The 15,933-nt window shown below is 47.1% G+C and carries 14 protein-coding genes; 13 read left to right on the top strand and 1 reads right to left on the bottom strand.

Annotated elements, in window-relative coordinates; translation table 11 throughout:
- The first annotated feature begins 79 nt into the window (after positions 1 to 79).
- From ACWP87_RS05675 to rny, 5 genes are all read left to right on the top strand, one after another.
- A complete protein-coding gene (locus tag ACWP87_RS05675) occupies positions 80 to 1,015 on the top strand; it encodes a helix-turn-helix domain-containing protein (protein WP_005688668.1) in 936 nt (311 codons plus the stop codon).
- A complete protein-coding gene (gene pgsA / locus ACWP87_RS05680; RefSeq protein ID WP_014569351.1) occupies positions 1,012 to 1,602 on the top strand; it encodes a CDP-diacylglycerol--glycerol-3-phosphate 3-phosphatidyltransferase in 591 nt (196 codons plus the stop codon). The genes ACWP87_RS05675 and pgsA overlap by 4 nt, the downstream gene beginning before the upstream one ends.
- 220 nt (positions 1,603 to 1,822) lie before the next feature.
- Positions 1,823 to 3,064 carry a competence/damage-inducible protein A gene (locus ACWP87_RS05685; RefSeq protein ID WP_014569352.1) on the top strand — a complete coding sequence of 414 codons (1,242 nt, stop codon included), beginning with the start codon at positions 1,823 to 1,825 and terminating at the stop codon, positions 3,062 to 3,064.
- Positions 3,065 to 3,115: 51 nt separating this feature from the next.
- On the top strand, positions 3,116 to 4,168 hold the full coding sequence (gene recA, locus ACWP87_RS05690) for a recombinase RecA (protein WP_005688187.1): 1,053 nt from the start codon (positions 3,116 to 3,118) through the stop codon (positions 4,166 to 4,168).
- 624 nt (positions 4,169 to 4,792) lie between these two features.
- Complete coding sequence (gene rny / locus ACWP87_RS05695) at positions 4,793 to 6,364, top strand: ribonuclease Y (protein WP_005684479.1); 1,572 nt, start codon at positions 4,793 to 4,795, stop codon at positions 6,362 to 6,364.
- Positions 6,365 to 6,452: 88 nt separating this feature from the next.
- On the opposite strand, the gene ACWP87_RS05700 is transcribed toward rny, so the two are convergent.
- Positions 6,453 to 7,109 carry a YigZ family protein gene (locus tag ACWP87_RS05700; RefSeq protein WP_029943817.1) on the bottom strand — a complete coding sequence of 219 codons (657 nt, stop codon included), beginning with the start codon at positions 7,107 to 7,109 and terminating at the stop codon, positions 6,453 to 6,455.
- A gap of 27 nt (positions 7,110 to 7,136) precedes the next feature.
- Here ACWP87_RS05700 and ACWP87_RS05705 point away from each other — a divergent pair, with 27 nt between their 5' ends.
- The 8 genes from ACWP87_RS05705 (at position 7,137) to ACWP87_RS05740 (ending at position 15,887) form a co-directional block, all read left to right on the top strand.
- A complete protein-coding gene (locus ACWP87_RS05705; protein ID WP_014569356.1) occupies positions 7,137 to 8,402 on the top strand; it encodes a DEAD/DEAH box helicase in 1,266 nt (421 codons plus the stop codon).
- 158 nt (positions 8,403 to 8,560) lie between these two features.
- Positions 8,561 to 9,079 (top strand): ComF family protein, encoded by a 519-nt coding sequence (locus tag ACWP87_RS05710; RefSeq protein WP_005688681.1) that lies wholly within the window; start codon positions 8,561 to 8,563, stop codon positions 9,077 to 9,079.
- A 191-nt stretch (positions 9,080 to 9,270) separates the two neighbouring features.
- On the top strand, positions 9,271 to 9,828 hold the full coding sequence (gene hpf, locus ACWP87_RS05715; protein ID WP_005684485.1) for a ribosome hibernation-promoting factor, HPF/YfiA family: 558 nt from the start codon (positions 9,271 to 9,273) through the stop codon (positions 9,826 to 9,828).
- A gap of 582 nt (positions 9,829 to 10,410) precedes the next feature.
- Positions 10,411 to 12,774, top strand: coding sequence for a preprotein translocase subunit SecA (secA, locus tag ACWP87_RS05720; RefSeq protein WP_005684487.1), 2,364 nt, complete (start codon positions 10,411 to 10,413; stop codon positions 12,772 to 12,774).
- A gap of 141 nt (positions 12,775 to 12,915) precedes the next feature.
- Positions 12,916 to 14,032 (top strand): peptide chain release factor 2 gene (prfB, locus tag ACWP87_RS05725; RefSeq protein WP_154241369.1). Its coding sequence is split into 2 segments (ribosomal slippage): positions 12,916 to 12,987 and positions 12,989 to 14,032, totalling 1,116 coding nucleotides; the frame shifts between segments, so codons are not numbered across the junction.
- A 76-nt stretch (positions 14,033 to 14,108) separates the two neighbouring features.
- Positions 14,109 to 14,795, top strand: coding sequence for a cell division ATP-binding protein FtsE (gene ftsE, locus ACWP87_RS05730; protein ID WP_005684489.1), 687 nt, complete (start codon positions 14,109 to 14,111; stop codon positions 14,793 to 14,795).
- Positions 14,785 to 15,672, top strand: coding sequence for a permease-like cell division protein FtsX (ftsX, locus tag ACWP87_RS05735; protein WP_005684490.1), 888 nt, complete (start codon positions 14,785 to 14,787; stop codon positions 15,670 to 15,672). The genes ftsE and ftsX overlap by 11 nt, the downstream gene beginning before the upstream one ends.
- 77 nt (positions 15,673 to 15,749) lie before the next feature.
- Entirely contained in the window at positions 15,750 to 15,887 is a 138-nt protein-coding gene (locus ACWP87_RS05740; RefSeq protein WP_014569359.1) for a hypothetical protein, read from the top strand.
- Positions 15,888 to 15,933 lie beyond the last annotated feature (46 nt).

Consider the following 15,933-nt stretch of genomic DNA (forward strand, 5'->3'; position numbering starts at 1 on the left):
AGGATTTCTTAAGGCTTTCAGACGGTTTTTCATGCTATACTGAAAATGGTTAATAAAAAATAGCGGGTGAAGAAAACATATGGATGAAATTGGGCAAAAATTACGGGACGCCCGGATTGAAAAAGGCTATACCATTGATGATCTACAACAAATTACCAAAATTCAAAAACGCTACCTGATTGCAATCGAAGAAGGTCATTTCGATGCGTTGCCAGGCGACTTTTATGTGCGTGCCTTTATCAAGCAGTATGCCGATACGGTTGGGCTTGACGGGGATGAATTGTTGACGCAATTTCAGCAGGATATCCCGGAACCGCAACCCCAAGAATACGCTGCACAGTCAGTTGAAAATAAGACTCGGGCGACCCGCGCCGAAGAAGCGAGTCCGGTTAACCGTTTGCGGCGTTATCTGCCACAGATTGCGATTGCTGCCTTTGTGATTGTTGCCATCATCGTCATTTATGTCGTGATGCTATTTTCACAATCCGGACCGAAACAAACGATTCCCGCGGATTCCGAGAGTGTTGCGGTTTCGTCCAAGCGCAGTAGTTCTAAGGCATCGAAATCATCAAAAACCTCATCATCCTCGAAGTCTAGCAAGTCTTCTGCATCAAGTAGTTCCAAGTCATCAGAAAAGGCATCTAAAGAAAGCAAAAAGAAGAGTGACAAGCTCGACATTTCTGTTGCTGCGGCAAATGGTGCTACTCAGGCAGTTACGTTGAAGAATTTGCCTACCAGCGGGAATAAACTTACCCTCGGTGCAAACGGGGCGACCGCTTGGATTTCAGTCATTGTCAATGGTTCGACAACTTGGCAGGGTTCCTTGACATCAGGAAATACACAAGAGGTGACATTGCCAGATAATACGTCCACCTTCCAAGTCCGCTCAGGGAATGCGACTGCTACGACGATTGAGTTGAATGGCAAGAAGGTTGACATTTCGAACGGTACCAGTGTTGTTCGAACGATTACCTTCACAAGCAGTACGAGTGAAAGTGAGGCTTCTCAAGAATGAATCTCCCTAATAAGTTGACGCTGATTCGCATTTTCTTAATTCCCGTTTTCACTTTGTTATTGGCATTCAATTGGCCGGCTGGTTATCTGACAATTGCCGGGACAAAAGTTGCCATGAGCTGGTTTATCGCCTTGATTATCTTCATTGTGGCCTCACTTACCGATTTTGCGGATGGTCAGATTGCCCGGCGCAAACATTTAGTGACCAATTTTGGGAAATTTGCCGATCCGTTGGCCGATAAGTTGTTAGTTATGACCGCATTTTTGTTCCTGACAGCAGCTGGACAGATTCCAGCATGGGGAACGGCGATTATCCTATGGCGTGAGTTAGCGGTGACGGGTTTGCGACTATTGCTTTCCAATGAAGGAGAGGTACTGGCTGCTGCTTGGCCCGGAAAGATTAAGACCAATACGCAAATGTTTGCGATCATCTTTTTGATGCTCAATAACGCATGGTTCAACAACATTAACATTCCGTTTGCGCTAATCCTTTTCTATGTTGCAGTGTTCTTCACGATTTATTCCGGCGTGGAATATTTTTACAAGAATCGCGGCGTTTTTGCAGATTCATTTGGATCTAAACAGTAGTAATATCGTTTTTTTACCCAGGCTGATGGCTTGGGTTTTTTTGTGCCCGTCATTCGGCGCAAAACGGAACGGGTAGTAAAATAAAACTGAAGCTTGTTGGGTTTGGAGGCATTGTTTATGTTAATGGTTGGGTGATCGCAGCAGAATTTTTGAATATTGAGTGAATGCATTAAAGGGCAGATGTGCTAAACATCGAATTCTATTGTTAGGTGGGAAAAATATGCAAGCAGAAATTATTGCTATCGGAACGGAAATTCTGATGGGACAAATTACAAATACAAATGGCGCGTATATGGCTAAACAACTGGCTACATTAGGTATTGCGAGCTATCATCAACAGGTTGTTGGGGATAATGCAAAACGACTGGCTGACGCGATAAGTTTGGCGGAACAACGCAGTGATATCGTTATTTTGATTGGTGGTTTAGGACCAACACCGGATGATTTAACGAAGCAAACCCTAGCCGCACACCTGAATTTACCCTTGGTGGAAGACGCTGACGCTATGGCCAAGTTGGCTGCGCGGGTTAAACAACAGCAACGTCCAATGACACCCAATAATCGCCTGCAAGCGATGTATCCCCAAGGCGCAATCGTATTGGCCAATCGTGTCGGGTTGGCGGTCGGCGCATGGGTTGAGCAGCGCCAACACGCCTATGTTTTATTGCCGGGACCACCTAAAGAGTTTGTGCCGATGGTTGATCATGAACTGTTGCCACGACTGGCAAAATATAGCGGGCATCAAGAAGTTTTGGAAAGTCGCGTGATGCGTTTCTTTGGTATCGGCGAATCGCAACTTGTGACAGACTTAAGTGATTTAATTGCCAACCAGACGAATCCGACACTTGCAACTTATATAAAAGATCATGAGGTGACAGTTCGGGTAACTGCGAGTGGCAAAACACAAGCAGAAGCCGCGGCGAAACTTGAGCCAATGATCGGCATCATTATGGATCGTGAAGGTCGCTACTTTTACGGCTACGGTGACGATAACAGTCTTGCCCAGGAATTAGTCAAAGCATTGGCGGCTAGTGATAAGCAAATTAGTGCCGCTGAAAGTCTGACTGCAGGTGCATTTCAAGCGGCATTGGGAGACGTTCCGGGAGTCTCGGCTTATTTCAAAGGCGGCTTCGTTACGTACGCTTTAGCGACAAAAGCTGCATTTTTAAATATTGATGCCCGTCAGCTATCAGAACATGGTGTGGTGAGTGAATTTACTGCCAAAGCAATGGCAGAGCATGCTCGTCAACGAGCGGCGGCAGACATTGCCGTTAGTTTTACCGGAGTTGCCGGTCCTGACAAGCTGGAAGGACAGCCAGCCGGCACCGTCTGGATTGGTTTGGCGCGGTTAGGAGAGAAACCAATAGCACAAGTTTATCATTTTCCGGGTGGGCGAAATGACGTCCGCAAGCGCGCCGTTATGACGGGGATGATGATGGTGTTGAAGCGTTTACGCGAATAACAGCAAATAGTTGTGGATGGAACAAGCTCATTAAACAGGAGGCGGTAAGAGATGGCAGAAACCGAACGACAGGAAGCATTGGCAACGGCGTTAAAGAAGATTGAGAAGAATTTTGGCAAAGGGGCCATTATGCGGATGGGGGACAAAGTGGAGACACGCGTTTCTGCTGTTTCCAGCGGATCACTTGCAATTGATGATGCACTTGGTGTTGGTGGGCTGCCACGTGGACGAATTGTTGAAATCTATGGTCCGGAAAGTTCCGGGAAAACGACTGTGGCCTTGCATGCAGTTGCCATGGTTCAGCAACACGGTGGCACGGCCGCTTATATTGATGCTGAAAATGCCATGGATCCCAAATATGCGGCGGCACTTGGCGTCAATATTGATGAGCTGTTGCTTTCACAGCCGGATACCGGTGAACAAGGATTAGAAATTGCCGATGAGCTGGTTGCATCGGGCGCCATTGATATTTTAGTGGTTGATTCAGTGGCAGCTCTGGTACCGCGCGCAGAAATTGAAGGGGACATGGGTGATGCACACGTTGGGTTACAGGCACGGCTAATGTCACAGGCCTTACGAAAGTTGTCTGGGGCGATCAATAAGACCAAAACAATTGCCTTGTTCATTAACCAGATCCGGGAAAAAGTCGGCATTGTATTCGGCAATCCTGAAATTACGCCAGGTGGTCGGGCGCTGAAATTTTATGCTACTGTGCGTATGGAAGTGCGCCGTTCCGAGCAGATCAAAAACGGTGCCGATATTATTGGCAATCGCACCAAAATCAAAGTGGTTAAAAATAAAGTTGCACCGCCGTTTAAGACTGCCATTGTTGATATTATGTATGGTCAAGGCATTTCCCAAAGCGGTGAACTTGTCGACATGGCGGTTGAAAAAGACATCATTGAAAAGGCGGGTTCATGGTATGCCTACCAAGGCGAGCGCATTGGTCAAGGACGTGAGCACGCTAAAAGCTATCTTGAAACGCATGAGGAGCTGCGCCGAACCATTGAAAAACAAGTCCGGCTTGCTTATGGAATGTCGCCGGATCACGTTATCGATCAAGCAGACATAGAGACAGATACTACCACATCTGCCGCATCATGACTGGTTAAAAGGGGTGCTTGTTGTGTTGCGAGCGGATCGGGTGTGAAAATGGCTCACGCTTTTCATAACGCGTTCGTAGTCGCGGCAATCGGAGTGTAAGGACCTTGATTGCAATGGTCAAAATCGGGCCATCACGTATGAGGCCACTTATGTTCTGGCTTACGTCCATAACGCGCTCGCCAGCCCAGAAACCTGCACATAAGGACCTTGGTCGCAATGACCAAAGCCCGGTCATCACGCCTGAGGCCACTTATGTTCTGTTTTACGCCCATAACGCGTTCGCCAGCCCAGAAACCTGCACATAAGGACCTTGGTCGCAATGACCAAAGCCCGGTCATCACGCCTGAGGCCACTTATGTTCTGTTTTACGCCCATAACGCGCTCGCCAGCCCAGAAACCTGCACATAAGGACCTTGGTCGCAATGACCAAAGCCCGGTCATTACGCCCAAGGCCACTTATGCTCCGGTTTCTAACCGGGCTGGCTCGCGCTCACTAAATTTGCCTCCAGTTGACACCTTGCAGGCCAGCACGTAAACTAATAGAGGTGTAATAATTTAAAAAAAGCATCAAAGATTTTGATCAACTTGATGATTGAATCGCTTAGATGATGCGGAGGTGAAATGATGAGTTCAGTAACACTGGTCTCAATAACCCTCGCAGCAGTCATCGCTTTAGCGGTCGGTTTATTGATCGGATTTGCACTTCAAAAGAAGCTCCACCAGAACAGTTTGGATCGAGCGACGCAGACAGCAGAAGGTATCATTGAGGCCGCTAAAAAAGAAGCAGCGACTTTAAAAAAAGAGAAACTGCTAGAAGCAAAAGATGAGAATCATCGCTATCGAACCCAACTTGAAGACGAATTGAAAGATCGGCGGGCGGAAGTCCAGAAGTCAGAACATCGACTGAACCAGCGAGAAGATACTCTTGATCGGCGTGATGACACGCTTGATCGTAAAGAGCAGAGTCTTGCTGACCGGGAAGCAAATTTGAACAAGCGGCAGCAACAGTTAGATGAACGTGAACAAGCTATCTCTTCTGAAATCAGCAAACAACAGACAGAACTCGAACGAATTGCCGAGCTAAGCCATGAGCAGGCTCGGACTCAGATCCTTGACCAGACACAATCAGAATTGACGCATGAACGCGCCGTGATGATTAAAGAAAGCGAAGATGAAGCAAAGGAGGCCGCAGATAAGAAAGCCAAGGTACTGATTGCGGATGCAATTCAGCGCAGTGCTTCAGATATCGTTGCCGAGACAACGGTTACGGTTGTTAATTTACCAAATGACGACATGAAAGGCCGAATTATCGGTCGTGAAGGTCGAAATATCCGGACACTTGAGACTTTGACGGGGATTGACTTAATTATTGACGATACCCCGCAAGCCGTTGTTTTGAGCGGATTTGATCCGATTCGACGGGAAATCGCGCGAATCGCGTTGGAGAAGCTCATTCAAGATGGCCGAATTCATCCGGCCCGCATTGAAGAAATGGTTGATAAGGCACGCAAAGAGATGGATGACCGCATTCGTGAAATCGGCGAACAAGCTATTTTTGATGTGGGTATCCATAATATGCACCCTGACTTGATTAAGATTTTGGGTCGCTTGCATTTTCGTACGAGTTACGGTCAGAATGTTCTGGATCATTCGATTCAGGTTGCAAAGCTGGCCGGTGTGATGGCTGCTGAATTAGGAGAAGATGTTACCTTAGCAAAACGCGCGGGGTTATTACATGATATTGGTAAGGCGCTCGATCATGAAGTCGATGGATCCCACGTTGAAATTGGGGTCGAGCTAGCAACAAAGTACAAAGAACCAAAGACGGTGATTAATGCCATTGCGTCCCATCATGGTGACGTTGAACCAACTAGTGTCATTTCGGTACTAGTCGCCGCCGCTGATGCTATTTCCGCCGCTCGTCCAGGCGCGCGGTCGGAATCACTTGAAAATTACCTGCATCGCTTAGAGAAATTGGAGGCTATTGCCAACAGTCATGCTGGCGTTGACCATAGTTTCGCGATCCAGGCCGGTCGTGAAGTACGGGTGATCGTTCAGCCAGAAAAACTTTCTGATGATCAGAGTGTCATTTTGGCTCGCGACATTCGCAATGAAATTGAAAAAGAATTAGAGTATCCGGGTCACATCAAGGTTACAGTCATTCGAGAAACCCGGACCGTTGAATATGCTAAATAAGTTTGCAGTTAGGCCTTATTAAAGGGCACTATATGTAAACCAAAAAGATCCGCAAGCGGTAATTGAGCTTGCGGATCTTTTTACGTTTTTAAGGCTTGTGAACTTCTGACGTGGCATAAGGGACCTCACGATACTGACTTGTACCGATCTGTGGGTCAAATTGTCCGTGTAGGAAATCCTTGATTAAGGCGAGGTTCTTGTCTAACTGGTCAGCATCAAGATGTAGCGTCAGTGTCACTGCTACGCCATAATCAATGGTTGCGATTGTGAGGTTGTGCGTTTCTAAAAAATGCTGCAGTGGATCAAGATCCGCATATGGAATCTGAAAAGTAACAGCCTTTTGTTTAATTCGGGCTACAATGCCAATTGTTTCAATTGCGGCGTTGACATTGCCGGCATAAGCGCGAATCAGACCGCCGGCACCAAGCTTGATCCCGCCAAAATAACGCGTCGTCACGGCGAGTGTATCGCGAAGTTCATGTTGCAAGAGGCCTTCAAGCGTCGGGGGGCCTGCAGTTCCGGATGGTTCGCCGTTATCGCTGGCCCGCTGGATTTGGTTTTCGTTACCGAGCACGTAAGCAAAGACATTGTGATTTGCTTTGGCATGCTCGTGGCTGATGCGATCAATAATAGCCTTTGCCTCGTCTTCATCATGAATACGAGCGAGGTGGGTGATGAAACGAGACTTTTTAATGATTTGAGTGTAATTTCCGGATTCTTTTATGGTGAGATATGGCTTCATTATGCGTAATCTCCTTTTGAGGTGATGAAAATGGATCTGGCAGGTGCCCAACTCACACAGCGTGAACTGGCGCGTTTAGCTGTTTCTAATATATCACACGCAACTGTTGTGCCGGCATTGGTAAAAGACCATCATCAGTGGCAATGTCAGCGATGTTGCAGCCGCAGACCTGTTGCACTGCCAGATGGCCGAATCTACTGTTCGGAGTGTGTTGCTTTAGGACGACTGACCAATGCCGATCATCTTTATCGGTTTGAACAGGCGCATCTGCCGGTTGGTGATGGTCAATTAACCTGGCATGGTGTACTAACACCTGATCAACAGGCGGCATCGGATGCATTACAGGCGAGTGTCGCAGCAGGGCGTGAGCATTTGATTTGGGCGGTTACCGGAGCGGGAAAGACTGAAATGCTTTTTCCGACTATTGCCCAGCTGATCCAGCAGCAAAAGCGGGTGGCCATTGTTTCACCACGAATTGACGTGATTCGGGAACTGGCACCACGATTTCGAACGGCATTTGCAACCACACCCATTTCCGTGCGTTATGGTGGGCATTTTGATCAAACGGATAGTGATTTGCTTTTAGCAACGGTTCATCAATTATTACGCTTTTATCGGGCATTTGACTTAATTGTCGTAGATGAAGTTGACGCGTTTCCTATGCGCGGAACACCGATGTTGCATCAAGCAGTGAGACAGGCACGCCGCGGCTCAATTGCTTATTTGACGGCCACTCCTGATCGTCAATTAAAACAGGCAATTCGGCGGGGGCGGCTTGGGGTTAGTCGACTTTTTCGCCGTTTTCACGGGCATCCATTACCGGTTCCTCGGATTCAATTAGTGAACTTACGGCATGTGCCCCATCAGCTTCCCAAAGCAGTCATTGTGTGGGTGCAGCAAGTGCTAGCGACTAAAAGAGTCTGTCTGTTGTTTGTGCCGAAGATTAGTTGGGCAGAACAACTTGCCGGTAAGTTGCGCCAAATAGGGCTAAAGGCGGCTGGTGTTGCGAGTACTGATGCGCAGCGGGCGGAAAAGGTTACAGCATTTCGACAAGGACAATTGGAGGTTTTAGTGACGACAACAATTCTGGAAAGAGGCGTGACTGTCCCTCGCTGTGCGGTTGCAGTGCTAGCAGCGGCAGATCCCGAGTTTTCGGCATCAGCTTTAATTCAAATTGCCGGTCGAGCTGGTCGGGCAGCGGATAGTCCGGACGATCCGGTTGTCTTCTTTTCCGATCGTTATACCCTTGCGATGTTGGCAGCCAGACGCCAAATTGTGATGATGAATGGCAGGTGAAGACGATGCGCTGTATTGGTTGTACCCGCCCGACAGATCGCGGCTTGAAGCTGACAACGTTATTTTCCCGTGGTCCATTGCTAGCGCCGAGGTTATGTCACAGTTGCTTGAGCCAATTTAGTTTCATTACCGGTATAACCTGCTCCGGCTGCGGGCGAATGCAGGTAGCCGCGGAGCCATGTTTGGACTGTCGAAAATGGGCGAAGCATGGGCCGCTTTTAAATAATCGGGCCTTATTTGTGTATGACGCGAAAATGAAGGCGTGGATTTACCAATATAAAGGACTGGGTGACTATCGGCTGCATGTAGCTTTTCAGGATTTGATTGCCGAGCGTCTGCGACATGCAGAAGCGTTGGTTCCCATTCCAAGCGAAGCTAAACATTATGAATGGCGCGGGTTTGATCCGATTTTAGGATTATTTGGTTGCCTGCCATTACAAAACTGGCTCCAAAAGTCGGCAACAGCGCGACCACAAGCTCAAAAGACCCGCCGAGAACGGCTGAAGACGCCACAAAGTTTTCGGGTGCTCGTTTCAGCCAAAACCTTAAACCGCGTGCGTCAGATAACATTGCTTGATGATTTGTATACGACGGGGCGGACGTTGTACCACGCGCGGGATGCTTTAGTGGCTGCCGGTTTCAAGGGGACTATCCAGGCGTTTACATTAATTCGGTGAAATGTGGCTTTTGTTGTGTCTGGTGGTAACATTCGGGTATAATGAAGTTGGAGATTGGAAGGGTTTTACCCTTAGCTATGGCTACGTTAGCCGCACGGAGCGGTATAATGAAGTTGGAGATTGGAAGGGTTTTACCCCAGCCAATCAGCGTGTAAGCGTTTTGCCTACACGCAGGAAAGGGGAGAAGTTTTATGCTCACATACAATGTTCGTGGCGAAAACATCGAAGTCACCGAAGCCATCAGAAATTACGTGGAGAAGCGGATTAGCAAACTGAACAAGTTCTTTGGTGGTTCAGTTACTGCGACAGCGCACGTCAATTTGAAGGTTTACCCAGATAAGACCGCAAAAGTAGAAGTGACGATCCCGCTGTCGTTCTTGACCCTGCGTGCGGAAGAAACCAGTCCGGATCTGTACGCCAGCATCGATCTTGTTACTGACAAGCTGGAGCGGCAGGTGCGTAAGTTCAAAACCAAGATTAATCGCAAGTCACGTGAAAAAGGCTTTGGTCAGATTGACATCGATAGCAATGCACCGGCTGAACCGAAACCGGCCGAAGATGATGATAATCTGAAGGTTGTGCGAACAAAACGCGTTTCGTTAAAACCAATGGATTCACAGGAAGCCATTTTACAGATGGATATGCTGGGCCACAACTTCTTTATCTTCGAAGATGCAGATACAAATGGCACGAGCATTGTTTACAAACGTCGTGATGGCCGTTATGGCTTGATTGAAACGAACGAATAATAGCGATTTTCTTAAAAGAAAGGCAAGGCTGCTGCTTATCAGCGGGCTTGCTTTTTATTTGCCTGTCAGCTCCATCATGCCTATAAAACGATGCGTGTGGCTATTACAGTTTATGAGAAGTGTGGCAATTAATGTGATTTTTGACGCGGAGATCTGTATTTAAGGATCTTGGTCGCAATGGCCAAGAGCGGGCCATCACGTCTGAGGCTACTTATGTTCTGGCTTACGCTCATAACGCGCTCCCCGGCGCAGAATTCTGCGTGTAAGGACCTCAGACGCAATGGCCAAAGTGTGGTTATCACGTTCAAGGACGCTAATGTTCTGGTTTATGCCCATAACGCGTTCGCCAGCCCAGAAACCTGCACATAAGGACCTTGGGCGCAATGACCAAACCCGGGTCATCACGCCCAAGGCCACTTATGCTCCGGTTTCTAACCGGGCTGGCTCACGCTCACCAAGTTATTTTCAATCTCCCCTTTAAAATGTTAAGATGTTAGAATGTATAAATGTTAAGATGTATAAATGTTAGAATGATTAAAGTAGTGTTAGTTCTACGAGGTTTCGACAGAGAGGAATCCATTAATGGCCAATATTCTTAGAAAATGGGTCGAAAGCGATAAGCGAGAAATCGGTCGCCTCGGCAAAATCGCTGATCAAGTTCAGCGCTATGAAGATGAATATGCAGCATTATCAGATGATCAATTAAAAGCAAACACCCAAAAATTCAAGGATCGCCTTGCAGCAGGGGCAACGTTAGACGATATTTTACCGGAAGCTTTTGCCACCGCGCGTGAAGGGGCTAAACGAGTTTTGGGGTTATTCCCGTTTCGGGTTCAAATTATCGGCGGGATCGTTTTACATGAAGGCAATATTGCGGAAATGAAAACCGGTGAAGGTAAAACTTTGACGGCAACCATGCCCGTTTATTTGAATGCCTTGACTGGTAAAGGGGTCCACGTGGTTACCGTTAACGAGTACTTGTCCACGCGTGATGCAACGGAAATGGGCGAGTTGTACAACTGGCTCGGTCTCAGCGTCGGGTTGAATCTTAACTCCAAGAACAGTGACGAAAAACGCGAAGCCTATAACTGCGATATCACCTATTCCACCAATAGTGAACTCGGTTTTGACTATTTGCGAGACAACATGGTGGTTTATAAGGAACAGATGGTACAACGGCCACTGAATTTTGCAATTGTTGATGAGGTTGATTCGATTCTCATTGATGAGGCCCGGACACCTTTGATTATTTCCGGTGGCGCAGAAAAGACAACCGGCCTTTATATTCGGGCGGACCGCTTCGTTAAGACGCTTAAAGCCGATACTGATTACAAGATTGACTGGCCAACGAAGACCATTTCGCTCACTGAAAGCGGCATTCGCAAAGCCGAAAAGAATTTTGGCTTGGATAACCTATACGATACCGAAAATACGGCTTTAACCCACCATATCGACCAAGCATTGCGGGCAAATTACATTATGCTTAAAGATATCGACTATATGGTGTCTAACGGCGAAGTGCTGATTGTCGATCAATTTACCGGTCGGGCAATGGAAGGCCGGCGCTATTCCGATGGCCTGCATCAGGCAATTGAAGCCAAAGAAGGGGTCCAAATCCAGGATGAAAATAAGACGATGGCTAACATCACTTATCAAAACTTCTTCCGGATGTACACCAAGCTGGCAGGGATGACCGGAACCGCTAAAACGGAGCAAGAAGAGTTCCGCGAAATCTATAATATGGAAGTTATTTCGGTTCCAACCAATAAACCGGTTATCCGGGTTGATTCACCGGATGTTTTGTACCCGACTTTGGATGCTAAATTCAATGCGGTTGTTGACGATATCAAAAAACGTCATAAAAAAGGGCAGCCGATTCTGGTTGGGACGGTTGCGATTGAGTCTAGCGAACGTTTGAGTAAGCAATTAGACGATGAAAAAATCCCGCACACGGTTTTGAATGCGAAGAACCACTTTAAAGAAGCGGAAATCATCATGAATGCCGGGCAACGAGGCGCTGTGACAATTGCGACCAACATGGCTGGTCGTGGGACGGATATTAAATTAGGCCCTGGTGTCACCGAGTTAGGCGGTTTGGCTGTTATTGGGACCGAACGGCATGAGAGTCGCCGAATTGATAATCAATTACGTGGCCGTTCTGGTCGTCAAGGTGATCCGGGTTCTACCCAATTTTACCTGAGTCTAGAAGATGACTTGATGAAACGGTTTGGCTCTGAGCGGATCAAAGCAATGCTGGATCGGTTCAAGGTTGCCGATGACGATCAGGTCATTCAAAGTCGGATGATCTCACGGCAGGTTGAATCAGCGCAGAAGCGTGTCGAAGGGAATAACTACGACACGCGTAAAAACACGTTGCAGTACGATGATGTGATGCGTGAACAGCGTGAAGTTATCTATAAGCAGCGCCAGCAGATTATCAATGAAGACGAGACCCTGAAGCCCGTTTTGATGGCGATGATTAATCGAACCATCACCCGCATCGTTCAAACGCATACCCAAGGCGATCAAAAGGATTGGAATCTTGATGCGTTGTATGCCTGGATCACCGCAAACATGGCCGATCCGGAGAAATTCAAGCGCAGCGAACTTGATGGCAAGTCGCAAGATGAGCTCATCGGTTTACTGGCGGATATGGCTGAAACTAACTTCCAGCATAAAAACAAGCAACTTGGCGATGACGCGCAGATGCTAGAATTCGAAAAAGTGGTCATCTTACGCGTTGTTGACTCAGCTTGGACGGATCACATTGACGCCATGGATCAACTACGCCAGTCTATTGGTTTGCGTGGTTATGGGCAGATGAATCCGCTAGTCGAATATCAAGAAGAAGGCTACCGGATGTTTGAGGAAATGATTGCGTCAATTGATGATGATGTGACCCGATTGTTCATGAAAGCCGAAATTCGGCAAAATATTCGCCGTTAATGGTGAACCGGCGCCCCGGCACTGCAAGCTCAAATTTGCGGTACTGGGGTGTTTTGAGGATAACAGAAGCAGAAGCTAAATGTAGGATTGAGGCAACCCGGTCTTTACTAAAATCAACTTAAAAAAAGAGGAGCAATTATCATGGAACTCAGTGTCATGCGTAACACCTTGGCCGCCATGCGAACCAAAATAAATCAATTCAGGGGGTCTCTTTGACCTCGATGCGCTGAATGAACGCATTAGTGAAAATGAAGGTAGAATGGCGGAACCGGGCTTTTGGGATGATTCGGAAGCAGCACAAAAAGTGATCGATGCCAACAATAAACTCAAAGAAAAACACGATCGCTTTTACGCACTTGAAAATGAACTGGAAGATCTTGAGGCTGGATTGGAGTTGTTACAAGACGAACCCGACCCGGATTTGCAACGCGAAGAAGAGACCAAGCTTAAAGATCTGCAGGAAAAACTTGATCAGTATGAGATGCAATTGCTTTTAAATGGGCCATATGACCACAACAATGCAATTCTCGAAATTCATCCCGGTGCAGGTGGTACGGAATCACAAGACTGGGGTTCGATGTTGATGCGGATGTATCAGCGCTGGGCCGACCAGAATGGTTTCAAGGTTGAAGTCGCGGATTACCAACCCGGTGACGAAGCAGGCATTAAAAGTGTGACGCTTTTGATCAACGGTGAGAACGCATATGGCTTATTGAAAAGTGAAAAAGGCGTCCATCGCCTCGTCCGCATTTCACCATTTGATTCCGCCGGCCGCCGTCATACCAGTTTTGCCTCGGTTGATGTGATGCCGGAGCTTGATAATTCGATTGAAGTCGATATTCGCCCAGAGGATATCAAAATGGAAGTGTTTCGGTCCAGTGGTGCTGGTGGTCAGCATATTAACAAGACTTCCAGTGCGGTTCGGCTGATTCATCTGCCGACCGGGATTGTCACTTCCAGTCAGGCACAACGGTCACAATTTCAGAACAAGGCCACGGCAATGGCGATGTTGAAAGCCAAGTTATATCAGCGTGAAGAGGAAGCCAAAAAGGCCAAAGCCAAAGCCATTCAAGGCGAGCAAAAAGATGTTGCTTTTGGCTCACAGATTCGGTCTTACGTTTTCCACCCGTACACGATGGTCAAGGATCACCGAACGAATTACGAAACCGGTAATGGGCAGGCAGTGATGGATGGCGATCTTAATCCATTTATCAATGCATACTTGCAATGGGAGCTCGCCCAGAAAAATCCTGATTAAACTGTAATCTGCCTGAAATCTTGCTGACTTAATCGGCTGTTATACTAATCCTAGCTTAGAAAAAGGAGCAAAATGCATGATTCAAATGGAAAACGTGACGAAACAGTATGCTAACGGCGTCACTGCCATTAAGGATTTGAATCTTAAAATCCAGGATGGTGAGTTTGTTTACGTCATCGGTCCTAGTGGTGCCGGGAAATCAACGTTCGTTAAAATGCTGTACCATGAATTAAAGCCGTCCAGCGGTAGTATTAAAATTGATGATTTTGATTTTTCAACCATGAAGCCGTCGCAGGTGCCGTTTTTGCGTCGTCACATCGGGATCGTCTTTCAGGACTTCAAGCTTTTACCACGCTTGACGGTGTACGAGAATGTGGCTTATGCGATGCAAGTCATTGAAGCGCCGGACGATAAAATTAAAGACCGCGTGCTCGAAGTATTAGGACTCGTTGGCTTGGAACAGAAATTGCGGCGTTTTCCTGATGAATTATCCGGTGGTGAACAGCAGCGGGTGTCAGTAGCGCGTGCAATTGTCAACAAGCCTAAAGTGTTGATTGCTGACGAACCGACTGGGAACCTTGATCCGCAAACCTCCGATGAAATTGTTGATATTCTTGAACGTATCAATGCAAATGGAACAACGGTTATCATGGCAACCCATAACAAGGATATTGTGAATGAACGTCAACACCGGCTACTCGAAATTGCCGGGGGTCGCTTAGTGCGTGACGAAGAAGGAGGCACATACGGCAATGAAGAGTAAGGTCTTTTTCCGCCATGTTAAAGATTCCCTGCGCAGTTTGCGGCGTAACGGCTGGATGTCGGTTGCAGCGGTTAGTGCAGTCACCGTCACATTACTGTTGGTCGGTATTTTTATGGCCTTGATTTTCAACCTGCACCACATTTCACAACAAGTTGAAAATGATGTTCAGGTGCGGGTTTATATTGATAAAAAAACAACCACCAAACAACGTGATGACCTTAAAGACAAACTTAAAAAGCTGGATCACGTCAACAAGGTCACTTACCGCTCACGTCAACAAGAATTAGATACAATCATCGGGGGTTATGGTTCGCAGTGGCGGATGTTCTCCGGGGATCAAAACCCATTAAGCGACGTGTTCATGGTTAAGACGAATAGTCCTAAGGCCACCATCAGCGTGTCAAAAGAAGCACAGAAACTGGATCATGTGGTTGATGCAAGCTATGGCGGGCGAACGGCAAAGAAACTCTTTAATTCTGTGGATGTAGCCCAGAAATGGGGACTTGCTTTCACGATTCTGCTTCTGTTTGTTGCCGTGTTCCTGATTAATAACACGATTCGAATTACCATTTTGTCACGTTCCGACGAAATTCGGATTATGCGATTGGTGGGGGCAACCAATTCTTACATTCGGTGGCCTTTCTTGCTTGAAGGTGCCTGGACCGGTTTGTTTGGGGCGGTATTACCGATTATTATTGTGGATGTCGGTTATGCGATTGTCTATCGGAGCTTCACTTATGCAAACGGAGCCAGTGGTTATACGCTTTATGCCAATATGCCGTTCTTGTTCTGGCTTGACTTGATGTTAGCCGGGATCGGCATTGTCATCGGGGCGCTGGGATCAGTTATCTCCATGCGGCGTTTTCTTAAGTTTTAATTTCAAAATTGAACATTTGAGTTGCTGCTATCGACTCAATGTGAAAGGATTGCTCTTTTCCGGGCAGTCCTTTTTTGGTGGGTGGTTTTAATGAATGGCAGTACGATGTTTTGAATACGCAAGCTTATGTCGAAAATAACTCATACATGTTAATTGATGGGACAAAAATGGCCGTTTTTCGGCATTTTCTGGTTGATGAGCCCAAAACCTTGTAGGAAGCGGTCGTTAATTTCTGCTATACTGGTCACAGTGAATATTGGA

The organism is Lacticaseibacillus sp. 22, assembly GCF_055413445.1.